This window comes from Aneurinibacillus sp. UBA3580 (assembly GCF_002375825.1).
GTDB lineage: Bacteria > Bacillota > Bacilli > Aneurinibacillales > Aneurinibacillaceae > Aneurinibacillus > Aneurinibacillus danicus.
Genome location: NZ_DFMZ01000034.1, coordinates 1 through 19,443, shown reverse-complemented (window position 1 = coordinate 19,443; position 19,443 = coordinate 1). Strand labels below are relative to the sequence as shown.

Below are 19,443 nucleotides of genomic sequence, written 5' to 3'. Positions count from 1 at the left end.
CTCACAATTTTCACAGAAAAAGGGGGAAACATGCTTGGCAGATTCACTGGTAATAGTGGAGTCTCCCGCAAAGGCGAAGACAATCGGGAAATATCTCGGGAAGAAATATATTGTAAAAGCATCGATGGGTCATGTGAGAGACTTACCGAAAAGTCAGATGGGCGTCGACGTTACAGAGGGATTTCAACCGAAATACATTACGATTCGCGGCAAAGGAGACGTACTGAAAGAGCTGCGCGATGCGTCTAAAAAAGTGAAAAACATTTATCTGGCGGCGGACCCCGACCGCGAAGGCGAGGCAATTGCCTGGCATCTGGCTCACAGTTTGAACATAAATGAAGAAAAGCCATGCCGTGTCGTATTCAACGAGATTACGAAGCAGGCTGTTAAAGAAGCGTTTAAGCATCCGCGAAAGATCGATATGGATTTGGTAAATGCCCAGCAGACGCGCCGGATTCTTGACCGTCTGGTCGGCTATAACATCTCGCCGCTGCTGTGGAAAAAGGTTAAAAAAGGATTGAGCGCAGGCCGTGTGCAATCGGTCGCCGTAAAACTCATCATCGACCGTGAAAAAGAAATTAACGCCTTCGTGCCGGAGGAATACTGGTCCGTGACCGCGCGCCTGAAGACCGGCAAGGAAACGTTTGAAGCCAAGTTCTACGGGTACGGCAGTGAAAAAATCGAATTGAAATCGGAAGCGGACGTGCAGGAGCTTCTGAAAAAAATCGAAGGCAAATCCTATACAATCACAGACATCAAAAAACGGGAGCGTCGGCGCAACCCCGCTGCACCGTTTACCACCAGTTCACTGCAGCAGGAAGCGGCCCGCAAGTTGAATTTCCGTGCTGCCAAAACGATGATGGTGGCACAGCAGTTATACGAAGGGATCGACATCGGTAAAGAGGGGACGGTCGGTCTGATTACGTACATGCGTACCGATTCTACCCGTATTTCACCGACGGCACAGGAAGAGGCGAAGAAGTACATTACGCAAGTATACGGACAAGAATATGCGCTGAGTGAGCCGCGTCAGTTCGGGAAAAAGGAAGGTGCACAGGATGCGCATGAAGCGATTCGCCCAACGCTGGTGGCCAAGGATCCAGCCTCGCTTAAAGAATACTTATCACGGGACCAGCTCAAACTGTACCGCCTGATATGGGAACGCTTTATTGCCAGCCAGATGGCGGCCGCGGTACTTGATACGGTAACAGCGGACATTCATGCAGGGGATGCGGTATTTCGCGCCAACGGTTCCCAGGTGAAATTCCAGGGGTTTATGAAAGTGTATGTAGAAGGTACGGATGATGCGGAGAAGGAAGAAGATAAGATGCTGCCGCCACTCGAAGAAAACCAGAAAATAGAGCTTTTGGAAATAGATCCGAAGCAGCATTTCACCCAGCCGCCGCCGCGCTATTCGGAGGCGCGCCTGGTAAAAACGCTTGAGGAGCTGGGAATAGGACGTCCCAGCACGTATGCGCCGACGCTTGATACGATCCAAAAGCGTGGCTATGTAGCGCTGCAGGATCGGCGGTTCATTCCGACCGAACTTGGCGAAATCGTGCTCGGTCTAATGGAAGAGTTTTTTCCGGAGATCCTTGATACAAAATTCACCGCCAAGATGGAAGATGACCTGGATCATATTGAAGAGGGAAAAGCCGAATGGGTGAAAGTGCTTGATGATTTCTATCAAAGATTTTCCAAGCGGCTTGAAGTGGCGGAAAAGCATATGCAGGAAGTAGAGATTAAAGACGAGGTCTCCGATGTAATATGTGAGAAGTGCGGCAGCCAGATGGTGTACAAAATCGGCCGATACGGTAAGTTCCTTGCTTGCTCCGCATTTCCCGAATGCCGCAACACAATGCCGATCGTAAAAGAAATCGGCGTAAAATGTCCGAAATGTGAAACCGGAGAGATTGTGGAACGTAAGAGTAAGAAGAATCGCCTCTTCTACGGCTGCAACAACTATCCGGATTGCGATTTCATCTCATGGGATAAGCCGCTTCCCCGTACTTGTCCGAAATGCGGAAAAATGCTTGTTGAGAAGAAAGGCAAGGGCAAGAACAAAGGACCTGTCGTTCATTGTTCGGAGTGTGACTATCAGGAAGAAACATCGTAAGAAGGAGTTTTACAGACAATGGAAAAAGTAAAAGTCATCGGAGCCGGACTGGCGGGCAGCGAAGCAGCCTGGCAGATTGCTGAGCAGGGCGTGGATGTGATTTTGTATGAGATGCGTCCTGTAAGGCAGACTCCGGCCCACCATACGGAGCAGTTTGCGGAGCTGGTATGCAGTAACTCGCTGCGTGCCAACGCGCTGACCAATGCGGTCGGCATCCTGAAGGAGGAGATGCGCACCCTCTCGTCTCTGATTATTCGTTCCGCGGATAACTGCGCAGTGCCTGCAGGCGGCGCGCTGGCGGTGGACCGGCACGAGTTTGCCGGCGCGGTAACAGACAGCATCCGCAACCACCCGCGTATCGAGGTGCGCAACGAAGAGATTACGGAAATTCCTGAAGGGATTGTAGTAATTGCGACCGGTCCGCTTACGTCCCCCGATTTGTCGAAACAACTGCAGCAGTTGACAGGGGAAGAATACTTATATTTCTACGATGCGGCTGCGCCGATTATCGAAAAAGAAACCATTGATATGGAGAAGGTCTTCCTCGCTTCGCGTTACGATAAAGGGGAAGCGGCGTATTTGAACTGCCCGATGAATGAAGAAGAGTTCAACGCTTTTTACGAAGCTCTCATTACAGCGGAGGAAGTGCCGCTGAAAGAGTTCGAGAAAGAAGTCTTTTTCGAAGGCTGCATGCCGATTGAAGTGATGGCAAAGCGCGGCAAGCAGACGATGCTGTTTGGGCCTATGAAGCCGGTGGGGCTTACCGACCCGCGCACCGGAAAGCAGCCGTTTGCGGTCGTACAGCTGCGCCAGGATAACAGTGCAGGCACTTTATACAATATTGTAGGGTTTCAAACCCATTTGAAGTGGCCGGAGCAAAAACGGGTATTTCAGATGATTCCCGGCCTCGAAAATGCGGAAATCGTACGCTACGGTGTCATTCACCGCAATACGTTTATTAATTCGCCGCGTCTGCTGAAGGCGACCTACCAATATAAAGACCGGGAAACGCTGTTCTTTGCAGGACAGATGACAGGCGTGGAAGGATATGTAGAGTCTGCCGCGTCCGGTCTTATCGCAGGCATCAATGCGGGAAGATTGGCCCGCGGTCTTGCGCCGCTTGTATTTCCGGCGGAAACCGCGATGGGAAGTATGGCACATTATATCACTACGGCAAACCCGGAAAATTTCCAGCCGATGAATGCTAACTTCGGGCTGTTTCCGCCGCTTGCGAAGAAGATTCGCAATAAGAAAGAGCGGTATGAACAGTACGCTGAACGTGCATTGGATAAAATTCAGAATTTTTCCCGAAACGTTCACAATTAAAGTTGCAGCTAGTATGAGGTTGTGATATACTAACGACGGTTAAAGGCTGGTTTCTCCCTGTTGGGGAGGTATTTTTTCTGAAAGAATTGCGAGCGGGATACGGCGGTGCCGTGTCCCGTATGCGTTGGTGCTCGGTTAGGAGGAACATGAATGGAGGGCTTGCAGCCTGATGCTTCGCTTCTGGAGTTTAAACAATATCTGCAGATTGAGAAGAATGCTTCACCTCTGACGATCGCGAATTATGAGAAGGACATCCTGGCATTTACGGCATTTATGAAGCAGCATGGCGTAACCGAATATGCTGCTGTTTCGTATGTCCATGTACGAAGCTATCTCACGGAACTGCATAGGAGAAGCTACGCCCGAAGATCCATTGCCCGCAAGTTGTCGAGTCTCAGAAGCTTCTACCGATTTTTGCTGCGGGAGGAGAAGCTTGAGCATAATCCGTTTACGATGGTGTCGACGCCGAAGCTTGCCAAGAAGCTTCCGAGCTTTTTGTTTCCTAAGGAGATTGAATCGCTCTTAAGCCTGCCGGATACAGCGCAGCCGCTTGGGATGAGGGACCGCGCCATTCTGGAAATGCTGTATGCAAGCGGGATGCGGGTATCGGAGTTGACAGGGCTTACCATGCGTTCGGTTGACTTGTTTGCGGGAACCGCGTTAGTATTCGGAAAAGGGGCAAAAGAAAGATACGTTCCGCTCGGGGAGCACGCTTTGCGCGCCTACGAACAGTACATACGAGCGGGAAGACCGATGCTGTGCAAACAGCAAAAAACAGACGCTTTGTTTGTTAACGTTCGGGGGGAGCCGCTGACGGACCGCAGTGTGCGCCGCATGATTAATAAATACGTTGAGCAGGCCAGTGAATTGCTGAAGGTAAGCCCGCATACTTTCCGCCATACGTTTGCAACCCATCTGCTCGAGAATGGGGCCGATTTGCGAAGCGTGCAGGAGATGCTGGGGCACGCCAGCATTTCATCGACGCAAATCTATACGCATGTGACGCGCGAGAGAATGCGGCTTGTATACAACCAAGCTCATCCACGGGCGTAAATTAATATAATGGAGGGAACCCGATGGAGATGACCTTTCACGCCACTACAATCTTTGCTGTACGCCATAATGGGAGCGGCGCGATGGCCGGCGACGGTCAGGTTACGATGGGGAACGCGGTAGTGATGAAACAGACGGCAAAAAAAGTGCGCCGTTTGTATCACGGAGAAGTCGTGGCCGGGTTTGCCGGGTCCGTCGCCGATGCGATTACGCTATTTGAGAAGTTCGAAGCCAAGCTGGAAGAATACCACGGCAATCTGCAGCGTGCGGCCGTAGAGCTGGCTAAAGACTGGCGGCTGGATAAAGTACTCCGCAGACTGGAAGCGTTAATGATCGTTATGAACAAAGACCACATGCTTCTTATCTCAGGAACAGGGGAAATTATTGAACCGGACGACGGCATCCTTGCTATCGGCTCGGGCGGCAATTATGCGCTGGCAGCGGGACGCGCGCTGAAAAAGCACGCTCCGAATCTAACGGCTCGGGAGATAGCCACCGCAGCTCTGACGGCGGCAGCTGATATTTGCGTCTATACGAACCATAACCTGGTTGTTGAAGAAATCCATGAGTGACGAGGAGGCTGTGCCTTGAAAAATTCTGAGCGTTTAACGCCAAAACAAATTGTGGAGCAGTTGGATCACTTTATTGTCGGGCAGAAGCGTGCCAAGCGTTCCGTGGCGATTGCCCTGCGCAACCGATACCGCCGCAGTTTGCTTCCGGAAGAGATTCGTGATGAAATTGTGCCGAAGAACATTCTTATGATAGGGCCCACTGGTGTCGGAAAGACGGAAATTGCAAGACGTCTTGCAAAGCTTACCGGCGCCCCTTTCATCAAAGTGGAGGCGACCAAGTTTACGGAGGTAGGATACGTAGGGCGTGATGTAGAATCTATGGTGCGCGATTTGGTAGAGACTGCGATTCGCATTGTAAAGGCGGAGAAGATGGAGCAGGTAAAAGACAGGGCGGAAGCGATGGCGAACGAACGCATCGTGCATATTCTCGTCCCCGGCAAGAAAAGCAGTCAATCGTACAAGAATCCGTTGGAGATGCTTTTTGGCAACCAGAATACGCACCAGTCTTCACAAAGTGATACGGAAGATCTCTCTGTATCGCAGCAGCGCCGTCAAGTCGCCCATCAGCTTGCCATGGGAGAGTTAGAAGACACGGTCATTGAAATCGAGGTAGAAGATGCTGCACCGCCGATATTTGATATGTTTTCGGGTTCAGGCATGGATCAAATGGGTATTAATATGCAAGAGATGCTTGGCAATCTTCTACCCAAAAAGATGAAAAAGCGCAAGCTGCCGATTCGGGAAGCCCGCAAAGCGCTAACTATGCAGGAGGCCCAGAAGCTAATTGATATGGATGAAGTTATTCAGGAATCTGTTACCCGTGCGGAGCAAAGCGGCATTATTTTTATTGATGAAATCGATAAAATTGCCGGAAAAGAATCCAATTCGGCGCAAGTATCGCGCGAAGGCGTACAGCGGGACATCCTGCCGATTGTGGAAGGCTCCACGGTCATGACAAAATACGGTCCTGTAAAAACGGATTATGTCCTATTCATCGCAGCGGGAGCGTTTCACATGGCGAAGCCGTCCGACCTGATTCCGGAATTGCAGGGACGATTCCCCATCCGCGTAGAGCTGGATAATCTGAAAGTGGAAGATTTTGTACAGATTTTAACCGAGCCGAAAAACGCTTTAACCAAACAATATATCTCTTTATTAGAGACTGAAGGAATAAAAGTTGAATTTTCTGACGATGCTATTAAAGAAATTGCAAAACTTGCGACCGAAGTGAACCAGACTACGGATAATATCGGCGCCAGAAGACTACATACCATCCTAGAAAAATTGCTTGAAGATTTATCTTTTGAGGCTTCTGATATTACGCTTGAAAAAGTGGTAATCACCCCGGAATACGTGAGGGAGAAATTGCAAGGCATCGTAGAAGATCGAGATTTGAGTCGCTATATTTTGTAAAATTTGAAGGAGGAGTTACAACAATGGATTTGCTAACAAAAATTCGCCGTATTAACCGCCTGCTGCAAAAAACGGCCGGACATCCGGTCAACTTTATGGAAATGGCAGAGGTTATGAGTGAGATTATCGAGGCCAACATTTTCGTATTAAGCCGCAAAGGAAAGATTCTTGGTTATGCGATTGCACAGGAAGTAGACAACGAACGAATTCGTAAAATGCTCGAAGAGCGCCGTTTTCCTGGCGATTACAGCACGCAGCTGCTTCGTCTGGATGAGACGTCAGCGAACCTGGACATCGATAGTCCGTATACTGCATTCCCGGTAGAGATGAAAGACCTGTTCAAAAAAGGACTGACGACTATTGTTCCGGTTATCGGAGGCGGTGATCGCCTGGGTACGCTTGTGCTGGCACGCGTGAATGAAACGTTTACGGATGACGACCTTGTGCTTGCCGAAGTAGGAGCAACAGTGGTAGGTATGGAGATTCTCCGCGAGCGTGCAGAAGAGATTGAGCAGGAAGCTCGCAGCAAAGCGGTTGTGCAGATGGCCATCGGCTCATTGTCGTACAGCGAATTGGAAGCTGTGGAGCATATTTTTGAAGAGCTGGATGCGAAAGAAGGTCTACTCGTAGCAAGCAAGATTGCCGACCGGGTGGGCATTACCCGATCCGTTATCGTAAACGCGTTGCGCAAACTGGAAAGCGCAGGGGTTATCGAATCGCGTTCGCTTGGTATGAAAGGTACGTATATTAAAATCTTAAATGAGAAATTGCTTCCGGAACTTGAAAAATTAAAAACTTCTTAACATGCAACACTTGACTTCGTAATAAAATGTATGACTTCGTAATAAGAAATAATTTTTTGCTCGGTAACAAAGCCCTATCTTAAAGATAGGGCTTTGTTCGTTTAACACAATCTGCTAATATAAAGGTTGTTATACAGATTTCATATATTTTGTCGAATTAGCAGGATTTTGTTTTCCTGTACTGGAATATAATAGGGGATACAAGCGGCAGAATGGTATGAAAGGAGGGAAAGAGATGCTTTCAACACCAACATTGTCGATGTTTGAGAAAGCGTTGGATGCTGCTTCGATGCGGCAGCGGGCCATTAGCAATAATATCGCTAACGTAGATACTCCATATTATAGGTCTCAATCTGTAACATTTGAAAGCGAGTTGCAGAAAGCGCTCGCCAAAAGCTCTACGACTTTTGTCGCTTACCGGACAAATGAGAAGCACCTGGCCTTTGGACTTCCTTCGTTAGAAAACATCGAACCAAAGCTACAAATCGACTCTTCTGCAGGTCCTATGCAAAATGCGGCGAATAATGTCGATTTGGATTTTGAGATGATAAATTTGGCAAGAAACCAGTTGTGGTACAACGCGCTGGTACAACAGACGAACGGCCAATTCACGAAGTTGCGGACCATAATAGGAGGTAAATAAAAATGGGTTTATTTGGGAGTTTTGATATTAGCGCCTCTGCATTGACGGCCAACCGCCTTCGGATGGATATCATTTCGAGTAATATTTCCAACGCCAATACAACGCGTGGCGAGTATGTAAACGGCCAGTGGCAACCTTACAAACGAAAAGTGGCTGTCATTGAGCCGAAAACGGGTGCATCCAGCTTTGAAAACTTTTTGCAGGCGGCAGTCAGCAGAACGGGGATGAGCACGGTAAATGGGGTTCGTGTGTCCCGAATCGTTGAGGACAGAACTCCTCCAAAAATAATGTATGATCCTACACACCCGGATGCAGATGCGAGAGGGTATGTGGCACTGCCGAATGTAGATATGCTAAAAGAAATGATAGATTTAATGTCAACAACCAGGGCATATGAGTCGAACGTGACCGCAATTAATGCGGCAAAAGCCATGGCGATGAAAGCATTGGAAATTGGTAAGTAAGGGGCGAGAACATGATAGAGAGAATTGGAGCTGGCCTTCCGCTGGAGGCCATGCAGGAAAGCGGGACAAAAGCTGCTCCTACACCGTATGAAGTAACAACCGCTTTTTCGACGTATTTAAAAAATGCGATTCAGGATGTTAATGCTTTACAGAAGACCAGCGAGAAACTTAATCAGGGATTGGCTACCGGACAGGTGCAGGATTTGCATCAGGTTATGATCGCCTCGCAAAAGGCAGGGGTCGCGATCGACATGGCGATGCAACTACGCAATAAAGCCGTAGAGGCATACCAAGAGATTATGAGAATGCAAATCTAGTAATTTAATGGCAATTGGCGGGGTGGAGGATGAACGAGAGATTGCAGCAGTGGCGGGAGAGGCTCACAGAGCTTTCAAACCGCTTCTCAAAAAAACAGAAAATGATAATAGGCGCAATTGCCGCTTTTCTTATTATATCGGCAACTCTAGCGATTTATATAGCCTCCAGACCGAATTACGCGCCACTTTTTAGCGGTAACTTAACCGAAGTGGATGTGGCCCAGATAAAAACGGAACTGGATGCAATGGGTTACGCTGAATACAAAATTGAAGGCAATAATGTGCTGGTACCGGAAAAGGACAAATACAACCTTGCCGCCGATTTGACAGCCAAGAATGTACCGAAAGGCGAAGGTGTTCGTCTAGATATTTTCAGTCAAAATATCGGCATGGGAATGACAGATCGTCAGTTTGATGTTGTAGAGCGTGACGCAATGCAGACACAGCTTGCCGATTTGTTGAAGACGGTAGACGGTGTACGCAACGCTAAAGTTATTCTAACAATGCCGGAAGAAAGTGTATTTGTGCAGGAAGATGCACAGAAGGCGACGGCTTCTATTGTTGTTGACGTAGAGCCGGGTAAGCAATTGACGGCACCGCAGGTAAACGCACTGTATAATTTGGTGTCAAAAAGCGTGCCGAACCTACCAAAAGAAAACATCGTCATTATGAACCAATACAGTGAAATGCTAGAGATGACTGAAGAAGAAGGTAACGTTTATGCTCTGAACCAGTATGAGCAGCAGCGTAAAATAAAAAAAGACATTGAGAATGATATTCAAAAAAATCTGCAGAATATGCTGGGAACGATTCTTGGCCGGGACAAGGTATTTGTTTATCCGTACGTTAAGCTGAACTTTGACAAGACGCAGCGGGAAGAACAACTTGTTGAGCCGGTGGATAAAGAAAATAACGAGGGCATCATTATCAGTGCAGAGAAAATCCAGGAAACGTATTCCGGTAAAGGGGCGCAGGCAGGCGGAACGGCAGGAACAGGCGAGACGCAAATTCCGGGCTATCCGGGGGCAGCTGGCGGTGGAGATAACGAGTATGAAAAGATTGAGGATCGCGTCAATCGGGAAGTAAACCGAATCAAGCAAAATATTGTTGCTCAACCGTATAAAATTGAGGACATTACCATTAACGTCGGCGTAGAGCCGCCGAATCCGAACGATCCGGCTAGCCTGACGCCGGAAGTTCAGGCGAATATTCAACAGATTATCGGTAACGTGGTGCGGGCTTCGCTCTCCTCCCAGGGAACAGAGTTTACGCAGCAGCAGATCGATCAGCGTGTAAAAGTATTTGCACAGGCATTTAACGGTAAACAGGAAGTGGTACAGGAGGGGAATAGTTGGATGCCGTATCTGATTGGCGGCGCCATTGGTCTTCTTGTCATCGCTGGTATCGTAGCGTTTATTCTTGTTCGTAGAAAAAGAAATCAACAGGCGGATGTAGAGAACGTCGCAACGGATACGAAGCCGTTTGAAATTCCTGATTTGGAATATGCCGAAGAAGGGGAAGATGTCATTGTGCGCAAGCAGCTTGAGAAGCTGGCAAACGATCGTCCGGAGGAGTTTGTAGGCCTGCTGCGTACCTGGTTAGCAGACGAATAGGGGTGAGGGATGTACATGGCGCGTTCGTCAAAAGAACTGAGTGGGAGACAGAAGGCAGCCATTCTTCTGATTTCACTTGGACCGGAAGTGTCCGCTCAGGTTTTTAAACATTTACGCGAAGAAGAGATCGAGCAACTTACGCTTGAAATCGCGAACGTACGAAAAGTAGGGAGCGACGAGAAAGAGTCGGTGTTAACGGAATTTCACCAAATTTGCGTGGCCCAGGAATATATCTCCCAGGGCGGGATTAACTATGCGAAAGAAATTTTGGAGAAAGCATTGGGGCAACAAAAAGCATTTGACATTATCCACCGTTTAACCGCGCATCTGCAGGTTCGTCCGTTTGATTTTGCACGTAAGGCAGATCCGGCTCAGGTTTTAAACTTTATCCAGAATGAGCACCCGCAAACGATCGCGCTTGTGCTTTCCTATTTGGAGCCGGAACAATCGGCAGCCATTCTATCTGCCCTGCCGCAGGAAAGGCAGGCAGAAGTAGCACGTCGCATTGCACTGATGGAAAGCACGTCGCCTGAAGTGATTAGTCAAGTGGAAAGTGTGCTAGAGCAGAAACTATCTTCCACTGTTGTTCAAGATTATACGCAGGCAGGCGGCATTGAAGCGGTTGTGAATATGCTTAACAATGTCGACCGAAGTACGGAACGCGTTATTCTGGATACGCTTGAAATCCAAGATCCAGAGCTTGCGGAGGAAATTAAGAAAAGAATGTTCGTATTCGAAGATATCGTGGTGCTCGACGATCGTTCGATTCAGCGTGTTATTCGTGACGTAGAGAACGCAGACCTCATGCTTGCATTGAAAGTCGCGAACGAAGAAGTTCGAAGCGTCGTTTTCCGTAATATGTCCAAACGAATGGCGGATACGTTCAAGGAAGAGATGGAATATATGGGTCCTGTGCGTCTGCGTGATGTAGAAGAAGCGCAAACACGCATTGTGGCAACCATCCGCCGTCTCGAAGAGTCCGGCGAAATTATTATTGCCCGCGGCGGAGGAGATGAAATCATTGTCTAGGGTTATTAAATTTTCTTTCTACTCGACAATGGAAAACAAAAAAGTAATCGAACTTCCGCAGCGCCAAAGGGCGCGCAGCGAAGAAGAAACGAATCAAGAACCACAGAGTACTGAAGAAATCAGTCAATCATCACAAGCGGACGATATTGTGAAGAAAGCCGAAGCAGAAGCCGAGCTTCTTCTTCGGGAAGCGAATCAGCAGGCGGAGGAGATAGTACAGGAAGCTCGTCAGGAAGTTGACGCTTGGTGGGAACAGAGGCGCAGGGAGGACGAAGAAATTCGTGCCCAAATCCAACAAGAAGGATATGAACAAGGGATTGAGATTGGAAAAGAAGAAGGCCGCCGCCTTGTCTATGATGAATATGCTACAGCCTTGCAGCAGGCGGCTGTTATTCTGGAGGAGGCTCCGGCCTTAAAACGTCGGGTGATAGCAGAAGCCGAGCCATTTTTACTGGAGCTTGCCATTGAAATCGCGCGGAAAGTAATCGGCGATCATCTTGCGGCGGACAAGGAGAGCATTATTTCTTTCATTCGTAATGCTTTGTCGCGTACTCAGGAGTATAAAACCGTTACCGTAGCCGTAAGCCCGGATGTCTATTCATATGTACAGGAGAACCGCGCTAAATTGCTTGAGGTGCTGGATAGCCAGGTAGAGATGACCATAATTCCGGATGATTCGATTACAGATGGCGGCGTGGTGATTCGGACTACGATGGGCAGTGTGGATGCGAGGGTAGATACCCAACTCGAGGAAATAAAAAAAGCGCTGCTGTCAGCGCTGGCGGAAGAGGACGGAACGCAATAATGCTAAAGATTGAAAAATATCTGGCTGCACTGCAGAATGTTGATCCAATCCGCGTAAACGGAAAAGTCTCACAAGTGATTGGTCTAACCGTAGAGTCCATGGGACCGAACGTGAAAGTGGGAGAAGTATGCCTTGTATATCCGGTAGCATCCTCGATTCCCGTTCCGGCTGAAGTGGTAGGTTTTAAAGACAACAGGGTGCTTTTGATGCCCTTAGGGGAGCTGGGAGCCATTGGACCCGGCTGTGAGGTGGTCGCCACCGGCAAGCCGTTGACGGTGCGTGTCGGAATGGAATTGCTGGGAAAGGTGTTGGATGGCAACGGCAGATTGATGAATGGCGGGTATTTATCTGCTGCGATGACAGAGTATCCAGTTGACAATCAACCGCCGAATCCGCTCAGCCGACCGCGTATCCATGAACCGCTTTCAGTGGGCGTACGAGCGATCGATGGGCTGCTTACGGTAGGTAAAGGACAGCGGATAGGGATTTTTGCCGGCAGCGGTGTGGGGAAAAGTACGCTTTTAAGCATGATCGCACGCAATACGGAAGCAGACGTAAACGTGATTGGACTTATTGGCGAGCGGGGGCGGGAAGTGGCTGATTTTATTGAGCGCGATCTTGGGGAAGAAGGGTTGAAACGTTCAGTCGTCGTCGTCGCCACATCAGACCAACCGGCGTTGATTCGCATTAAGGGTGCACTTCTTACGACCGCGATTGCGGAATATTTCCGCGATCAGGGATTGAACGTGATGATGATGATGGATTCGGTGACGCGTTTTGCGATGGCGCAGCGGGAAGTGGGTCTGGCAATTGGTGAACCTCCGGCTACCCGGGGTTATACCCCCTCCGTATTTGCGCTTCTTCCCCGGCTTTTAGAGAGAGCCGGTACATCGCCGTCCGGGTCTATCACGGCCTTTTACACCGTACTGGTAGAAGGAGACGATATGAACGATCCGATCGCCGATTCCGTGCGAGGAATCCTCGACGGTCATATTGTTCTCAGTCGAAAAATTGCTCATACAGGCCATTATCCTGCGATTGACATTCTGGCAAGTGTAAGCCGGGTAATGAAAGAGATTGTAACTCCGGAACATTACGCTGCTGCCAGCGAATTAAAGAGGTTAATGGCTATTTATAGGGACGCTGAAGACTTAATTAATATCGGAGCGTACAAAAGCGGGGCAAACCGGGACATTGACCAGGCGATTCGATATAAAGACACGATTGCACGTTACACAAGTCAAAGCGTAGACGAACGTTCGCATCTTGAGGAAGCTATCGAGGCATTAACGGCAACCTTTACTCCATAATGAAGTGGGAGGTCACTATGTCTTTTGTTTATTCGTTTCAAAAAATCCTGGACATGAAGGAAAAAGAGAAGGAGCAGGCAGAAATCAATTACAGTAAATCCATACAGGTGCTGCATAGAGAGCAGCAGCGTCTCGCCCATCTCGAACAGAATAAACAAAATATGGAGCAGCGTCTGCTGCAGCGGAAGAAAAATGTTTCCCTTGCGGAATTAAAAACAAATTATGAGTACATTGACCATTTGCAGCGTCTAATTGTACAGGCGGGCGAGTCAAAGGAGAGGGCCGAGAAAGATGTTGAGGCCAAGCAGTTTATATTATCTGAAAGAGCAATGGATCAGAAAATATGGGAGAAGCTAAAGGAAAACTCGTTTGAGAAGTACATGAAGAGAGTGCGACAGATAGAACAGAAGGAATTGGATGAAATAGCGGTCGTTAGGTATTACAGACAAAGAGTGAATCCGCGCTAGGGGTGTTTTCATGGAAGAGATGGAAGAAGAACGGTCTTATAATAAATTGGAATGGTTTTTTTACATTATTTTTATTCCGGTGTTATTCACCCTTGTTCTTTCTGCCATTATTGCACAGATGTTCGGCTATAACGTGGTAGGCGTCCTGGCCAAAGAGTTGAACAACCTTCCTGTAGTAGAAAAAATAATTCCTGATGCTGCGGTCACTCGCTCGGAGACTGCGGCCGATGGAACAAAAACAGATGAGAAAGATATCAAAATCAGTGAACTGGAAGCAAAACTGGCGGCAAAAGAGCGGGAAATTGAAAAAATAAAAAAGGAAGCACAGCAAGAACAACAAAAATCAAAGCAACTGGCCCAGCAGGCAGAGGTCCAGCAGGAAGCCGACAAAGCGGCTCAAGCGCAGGCAAATGAGGAGAAGCAAAAGCAAATTAAAAACCTTGCCAAAATTTATACGTCAATGTCAGCAGGGAAAGCGGCACCCATTTTGGAAAAAATGGCACCAGAAGAATCAGCTTCACTTTTGCTTGTTATGAAAGCAGAGGAGCGCTCCGCTATCATGGCGAAGATGGATCCGAAAAAGGCGGCGGATTTATCCCTGCTTTTGAAGGAAACCTCTCTACATAACAATACCGACCCGGGTGCGCTTCAACAGCGGTTGATGGAATTGAAGTATAATGCTTCAGTACGTGAACTGGCTTCTTCCATTGCGAGTATGCAGCCGGCCAGCGCAGCGGATTTAATAGAGAGAATGTTTAAAGCTGACGAGAAGAAAGCTGTGCTCGTTCTCTCTCAGGTGGATGCTGCCCAGCGCGGACAGGTACTGTCTGCACTGGCTCAAGATCAAAGCCGAGCCGCTCTCGCAGCCAAAATTAGTCAAAAGTTATTAACTTATTAATATAGATCGTATTGTATTTTTCATGTTGTTTTCATAATATTTAATCGTGAAAGGAGGTGAAAAAATGACAGCAGTACAAATAAATGGGAATGCAGTCATCTCAACCACAGTTTCGCGTTCCTTAGGCTCAAAAGGAACCAGTGAGTCTTCTTCTTCATTTGCGGAAGAGATGCAGGCTGTGCTGAGCAGCAGGAAGCAAGATGCACTGTATTCTGTGGATGACGGGCAGGGAACGGCATCTTTGCTAGAGACATTCGAAAATCTGCTGGAAACGCTGGCTGCCCAGATTGAGGAAGCTGAACAGGGCAAAGATGTACCGGAAGAATTGTATGCGTCGCTGCAGCAAGTCTATCAGCTATTGCAAAAGCTAACCGATGATATGAAATTGATTCAGCCCGACATGTATACCGGAAAAGCAATCAACTGGTTACAAAAAGGGCTTCTCTCTATCCAGTATAAAACACCACAGCAAATGATGGAGGAAGAGCAATCCATCCCCGAATTGACACAAAAACTGACCGATATGCTGACCTTGCTCGACGAGAAAAAGCCGGGTGTACTACCAAGGGACTTTGCAGACAAATTGCAGGCGCTGCTTTCGCGGTTAAATTATGCCAGTGAAGCTCAACAGAGAAATAAAAGTGAAAGCACCCAGGAAGGGTTCCTTCAGGTTATAGCGCAGAAGTCAGGTTCCCCTGAAGCAATGGCGCAGAAGCAGGGGGTATCGGTAGTAAATGAATCTTCACAGGAGAAACAACAAGCAACCGCTGACTTAGAGGTCCCTCTATCGGATGAGACAACCACGACCAGGGCGATGCACCATCAAATGCAGGGAAATATTGCTGCGGCAAGAACGGATGGAATGACCCCGCGCAATGCAAATCTACCGCTCGTTCCGGCCAGATTTTTTGTAAATGAAATGGAAGCTTATATTGTTAAACAAGTCCACCTAAATCGCGGTACAGGTGCTATGGAAACGACACTTCGTCTCTTTCCTGAAGATTTGGGACGTATTGATGTAAGAATTACGGCGCTTAACGGAGTTGTAACAGCCCACTTTACGGCCAGTCAAGTAGCCGGCAAAGAAGCGGTTGAGCAGCAGCTAAACCAGCTTCGTCACGCGCTGATTCAACAGGGACTGCATGTGGAAAAAATTGAGGTTTCCTACGTCAATACCACACCAGGCGAACAGTCAAACAATAATTTACATCAACAGGGAAGAGAGCAGTCACGGCAGGAACAGAAACGCGAGGAAGAAGTAGCATCGGAGGAGACTGCAGAATTTAATCTTGCTGAGCTGCTGGGAGAAGAAGGACTGGAGACGAGTTGAATGGACAGCATGAGAATGCTAAATACTGCGGAAAGGAGGGAATAAAGGAGATGCCGATAATTGATACGACGCAATATCGCAATTCTTTTCAATCGAAACCGAAAACATTTGAGGAACAGTCGTCTCTTGGCAAAGAAGATTTTCTTCGCCTGCTGGTTACCCAGTTGCAAAACCAGGATCCGACGCAGCCGCTGCAAGACAGGGAGTTCATTGCGCAGATGACACAGTTCAGCACGCTCGAGCAGATGACGAATCTGAACGATATGTTTACTAAATTTGTCGAGGCACAGAGCATTGGCGGATTGTCTAACATGATTGGCAAAAAGGTGACCTGGACGGAATACGTAGTGGAAACGAATAATGCGGGTGAACAGGTGCTAAAAGAAGTGCCGAAAGAAGGCATGGTAACGGCCATCAGCATGAAAGACGGAAAATCACAGGTCGTGCTGGAGGATGGTTCGAGGCTTGATGTCAACCGGATAGAAACCGTAACAAATTCGGTTCCAAAACCTGAGGAAAAGCCGGAAGAGACACCTGAAGAAGGAGAAGAGGGACAGCAGCCGGGAGATAATCCGGGTGAGCAGCCGACAGAGAGTGCAGGCGAAACGGAGTCTCAACAGCCGAATGAAGGTGGCGGAGCATGAACCATATTAAGGCAGGACACATTTTTTATCCGCAGCCGTTAGCGCCGACAGCGCCGAAGAAGAAAAATCAGTCAGCAGGAGCTTTTGATGCGCTGTTTCAGCAGAAGCTAAATGAAGCAAAGAATGCCATTGATTTTTCCAACCATGCGCTTCAACGCTTAGAGAAACGCGGGATTAAGCTCGGGAGCGAAGACATCGCCAAACTGGCGGGAGCGGTGGAGAAAGCGCAGGCCAAAGGTGCGAAAGAATCGCTCGTATTGATGAATAATGTCGCTTATATTGTCAGTGTACAGAACAGGAAAGTAATTACCGCGGTGGACGGTCCGTCCATGCAGGAGAATGTGTTTACGAATATCGACAGCGCGATTATTGTGTAATAAGTGATTTGAAAACTATTTTAATAGAGCCGGTCCTTACAGAGGAGGCTTTGGCGCCGCCGACCGACTGACGCGGCGCAAACATGAGGAGGAGAAAAGGTATGTTACGTTCTATGTATTCAGGTATTGGCGGTATGCGCGGATTTCAGACAAAGTTAGACGTGATTGGTAACAATATCGCCAACGTAAACACGGTAGGATTTAAGAAGAGTCGCGTTATGTTCCAAGACATATTAAGTCAGACAGTAGCCGGAGGATCTGCAGCGAATGTAGGTGGTACACCGCCGACAGGAGGGATAAACCCAAAACAAATTGGCCTTGGCTCTACGATGTCCGCAATAGATGTTGTGCATACGCAAGGAGCGCCGATGACCACCAATTTGCCCTCTGATGTAGCCATAGAGGGGAATGGATTTTTTGTGGTAGGTACAAGTACCACCGATTTTTTATTCACACGTGCAGGTAACTTTACTGTGGATGCTGAGGGTTACCTCGTTACAAGCCAGGGTAAGTATGTTCTAAGTGCAAGTGGAGAAAAAATTAACTTATTAGCAGATATAGGGGGGGGCACACCGCCAGATGATAAAATAAAATCTTACTCCATAGGACAAGACGGAACCATTACTGTTTCTGTTCAAAAAGCAGACGGGACTACTACTACTGCATCATCATCTGACGATTCTACAAAGATAGGAGTTGCCTATATTACAAATCCTGGTGGCTTAGAGAAAGTAGGAGGCTCTCTTTATAAATGGGCCCCAGCCGCTGATGCAACGAATGTTTTTGATGACTTGGTGGGATTGCCCGGTACTTCAGGAAGGGGCTTACTAATGGCAGGACAACTTGAAATGTCTAACGTCGATCTGGCCGAAGAATTCACCGAAATGATCGTCGCCCAGCGCGGTTTCCAGGCCAACTCTCGGATTATCACTACGTCCGACTCCATTTTAGAAGAGCTAGTAAACCTGAAACGCTAGAGCTAATAGGAAATAAAAGATAAGGGGAGGGATGGCTCCTCCCCTATTTTGTATCAATATAATTGCGTTTTTTAAAATCGTTCGCGGTTCGAAAGTAGAGAATGAGAAAAAAGAGATTCTGAGTCTTCTTCTCTTTTCTCTATAGGTCAAACCACGATATAAATCTCAAATAAGATTCAGCTATATAGGGGGAATATTGATGGTTCGCCTAACCCGTTTAAACGGAAAAGAATACGTGGTGAACGCCCTGCTCATCGAAAGCCTGGAGGCGACTCCGGACACGATGGTCACCCTTGTAAACGGAAAAAAGTTCGTCATTAAAGAATCAATCCCCGACGTACTCTCCGCCCTCAAGGAATTTTACAAAGAAATCAACGCGATCAAAACGATCGCGATGCAAGATAGAGAGATAAAAAAAGGAGGGGTGGAGGATGTTTAAAAACCGGCTGGTTAACATCGCGCTGATTATACTCATGGCGATTACGCTTATCGGGGTCGTCGTCTTCGTCTTATGGCAAACGTATTTAAAACCTGAAGCCGCAACGGTGCCCGGACAGCAGGTAGAAAAGAAAGTAAGCGCGGAGGATTTCCAGAAGGCGACACTGGAAACGGAAGAAATCCGCACCAATCTTATTACCGGAGAGATGATTCTCGCTAAGTTCGCCATTCAGGCCGAAAACGAGGACACCAAACACGAATTGGAGCTTCGCAAACCGCAGGTCATACATACTATCATTAAAACATTATCGGCGATGAAGCCGGATGAAATTCAGGGACCTAAAGGTATGGAGAAAGTAGAAGATGCGATAAAGCAGGAATTAAATAAACTTCTTGAAGAAGGAAAAATAGTAGAAGTCATTACCACACATAAAATCGTAGATGCATAAAATAGAGAAAGCATGCAACCATGCAAAGTTCAGGATAGGGGGTGACACTTATGACGGAGGTATTATCACAGGCGGAGATAGACGCCTTGCTTGCAGCGATTTCCTCTGGCGAAATGAACGCGGAAGAACTGAAGAAAGAGGAGATGGAGAAGAAGGTTAAATTATACGATTTTAAACGTGCCCTTCGCTTCTCCAAGGATCAGATTCGCACATTAACCCGTATCCACGAGAATTATGCCAGATTGCTTACCACATATTTTTCGGCTCAACTGCGTACATTTGTCCAAATAAGTGTTGCATCTGTTGACCAGCTTCCTTATGAAGAATTTATACGTTCCATTCCAAAGATGACCATACTTAACATTTTTGAAGCTGAACCGCTCGAAGGCAGAATGGTAA

Annotated in this window: 21 protein-coding genes and 1 pseudogene; all 22 read left to right on the top strand. The window is 47.8% G+C overall.

The window, feature by feature from the left end; translation table 11 throughout:
* Positions 1 to 34: 34 nt before the first annotated feature.
* The gene (topA, locus tag B2899_RS05690; RefSeq protein WP_286884442.1) at positions 35 to 2,116 is read left to right on the top strand and encodes a type I DNA topoisomerase; all 2,082 of its coding nucleotides are present in this window, start codon (positions 35 to 37) and stop codon (positions 2,114 to 2,116) included.
* Between the two features lie 18 nt (positions 2,117 to 2,134).
* The gene (gene trmFO / locus B2899_RS05685) at positions 2,135 to 3,442 is read left to right on the top strand and encodes an FADH(2)-oxidizing methylenetetrahydrofolate--tRNA-(uracil(54)-C(5))-methyltransferase TrmFO (RefSeq protein WP_286884441.1); all 1,308 of its coding nucleotides are present in this window, start codon (positions 2,135 to 2,137) and stop codon (positions 3,440 to 3,442) included.
* 150 nt (positions 3,443 to 3,592) lie between these two features.
* A complete protein-coding gene (gene xerC, locus B2899_RS05680) occupies positions 3,593 to 4,495 on the top strand; it encodes a tyrosine recombinase XerC (protein ID WP_286884440.1) in 903 nt (300 codons plus the stop codon).
* A 23-nt stretch (positions 4,496 to 4,518) separates the two neighbouring features.
* Positions 4,519 to 5,067 (top strand): ATP-dependent protease subunit HslV, encoded by a 549-nt coding sequence (hslV, locus tag B2899_RS05675; protein WP_146809399.1) that lies wholly within the window; start codon positions 4,519 to 4,521, stop codon positions 5,065 to 5,067.
* A 15-nt stretch (positions 5,068 to 5,082) separates the two neighbouring features.
* Positions 5,083 to 6,480, top strand: coding sequence for an ATP-dependent protease ATPase subunit HslU (gene hslU / locus B2899_RS05670; protein WP_286884439.1), 1,398 nt, complete (start codon positions 5,083 to 5,085; stop codon positions 6,478 to 6,480).
* A gap of 23 nt (positions 6,481 to 6,503) precedes the next feature.
* On the top strand, positions 6,504 to 7,283 hold the full coding sequence (codY, locus tag B2899_RS05665) for a GTP-sensing pleiotropic transcriptional regulator CodY (RefSeq protein ID WP_146809397.1): 780 nt from the start codon (positions 6,504 to 6,506) through the stop codon (positions 7,281 to 7,283).
* Positions 7,284 to 7,518: 235 nt separating this feature from the next.
* Positions 7,519 to 7,926 (top strand): flagellar basal body rod protein FlgB, encoded by a 408-nt coding sequence (flgB, locus tag B2899_RS05660; protein ID WP_170230198.1) that lies wholly within the window; start codon positions 7,519 to 7,521, stop codon positions 7,924 to 7,926.
* A gap of 2 nt (positions 7,927 to 7,928) precedes the next feature.
* The gene (gene flgC, locus B2899_RS05655) at positions 7,929 to 8,390 is read left to right on the top strand and encodes a flagellar basal body rod protein FlgC (RefSeq protein ID WP_286884438.1); all 462 of its coding nucleotides are present in this window, start codon (positions 7,929 to 7,931) and stop codon (positions 8,388 to 8,390) included.
* Positions 8,391 to 8,401: 11 nt separating this feature from the next.
* Positions 8,402 to 8,707: a flagellar hook-basal body complex protein FliE gene (gene fliE, locus B2899_RS05650; protein WP_146809394.1), complete on the top strand. Its 306-nt coding sequence runs from the start codon at positions 8,402 to 8,404 to the stop codon at positions 8,705 to 8,707.
* A gap of 29 nt (positions 8,708 to 8,736) precedes the next feature.
* Positions 8,737 to 10,320: a flagellar basal-body MS-ring/collar protein FliF gene (gene fliF / locus B2899_RS05645; protein WP_286884437.1), complete on the top strand. Its 1,584-nt coding sequence runs from the start codon at positions 8,737 to 8,739 to the stop codon at positions 10,318 to 10,320.
* A 15-nt stretch (positions 10,321 to 10,335) separates the two neighbouring features.
* Complete coding sequence (fliG, locus tag B2899_RS05640) at positions 10,336 to 11,349, top strand: flagellar motor switch protein FliG (RefSeq protein WP_146809392.1); 1,014 nt, start codon at positions 10,336 to 10,338, stop codon at positions 11,347 to 11,349.
* The gene (gene fliH, locus B2899_RS05635; RefSeq protein WP_286884436.1) at positions 11,342 to 12,154 is read left to right on the top strand and encodes a flagellar assembly protein FliH; all 813 of its coding nucleotides are present in this window, start codon (positions 11,342 to 11,344) and stop codon (positions 12,152 to 12,154) included. Before fliG ends, fliH begins: the two co-directional genes overlap by 8 nt.
* The gene (gene fliI, locus B2899_RS05630; RefSeq protein ID WP_146809390.1) at positions 12,154 to 13,464 is read left to right on the top strand and encodes a flagellar protein export ATPase FliI; all 1,311 of its coding nucleotides are present in this window, start codon (positions 12,154 to 12,156) and stop codon (positions 13,462 to 13,464) included. Before fliH ends, fliI begins: the two co-directional genes overlap by 1 nt.
* A gap of 17 nt (positions 13,465 to 13,481) precedes the next feature.
* Positions 13,482 to 13,931, top strand: a complete 450-nt coding sequence (gene fliJ / locus B2899_RS05625; RefSeq protein ID WP_170230196.1) for a flagellar export protein FliJ — start codon at positions 13,482 to 13,484, stop codon at positions 13,929 to 13,931.
* A 10-nt stretch (positions 13,932 to 13,941) separates the two neighbouring features.
* Complete coding sequence (locus B2899_RS05620; protein ID WP_286884435.1) at positions 13,942 to 14,829, top strand: magnesium transporter MgtE N-terminal domain-containing protein; 888 nt, start codon at positions 13,942 to 13,944, stop codon at positions 14,827 to 14,829.
* A gap of 64 nt (positions 14,830 to 14,893) precedes the next feature.
* A complete protein-coding gene (locus tag B2899_RS05615) occupies positions 14,894 to 16,159 on the top strand; it encodes a flagellar hook-length control protein FliK (RefSeq protein ID WP_286884434.1) in 1,266 nt (421 codons plus the stop codon).
* Between the two features lie 50 nt (positions 16,160 to 16,209).
* Positions 16,210 to 16,803, top strand: coding sequence for a flagellar hook assembly protein FlgD (gene flgD / locus B2899_RS05610; RefSeq protein WP_146809386.1), 594 nt, complete (start codon positions 16,210 to 16,212; stop codon positions 16,801 to 16,803).
* Positions 16,800 to 17,180: a TIGR02530 family flagellar biosynthesis protein gene (locus tag B2899_RS05605; protein WP_146809385.1), complete on the top strand. Its 381-nt coding sequence runs from the start codon at positions 16,800 to 16,802 to the stop codon at positions 17,178 to 17,180. Before flgD ends, B2899_RS05605 begins: the two co-directional genes overlap by 4 nt.
* A gap of 101 nt (positions 17,181 to 17,281) precedes the next feature.
* The gene (gene flgG, locus B2899_RS05600; RefSeq protein ID WP_146809384.1) at positions 17,282 to 18,157 is read left to right on the top strand and encodes a flagellar basal body rod protein FlgG; all 876 of its coding nucleotides are present in this window, start codon (positions 17,282 to 17,284) and stop codon (positions 18,155 to 18,157) included.
* A gap of 199 nt (positions 18,158 to 18,356) precedes the next feature.
* The gene (locus tag B2899_RS05595) at positions 18,357 to 18,596 is read left to right on the top strand and encodes a flagellar FlbD family protein (RefSeq protein ID WP_286884433.1); all 240 of its coding nucleotides are present in this window, start codon (positions 18,357 to 18,359) and stop codon (positions 18,594 to 18,596) included.
* Positions 18,589 to 19,044, top strand: coding sequence for a flagellar basal body-associated FliL family protein (locus B2899_RS05590; RefSeq protein ID WP_146809382.1), 456 nt, complete (start codon positions 18,589 to 18,591; stop codon positions 19,042 to 19,044). Before B2899_RS05595 ends, B2899_RS05590 begins: the two co-directional genes overlap by 8 nt.
* A gap of 50 nt (positions 19,045 to 19,094) precedes the next feature.
* Positions 19,095 to 19,443 (top strand): annotated as a pseudogene (locus B2899_RS05585) (flagellar motor switch protein FliM); the annotation flags it as partial.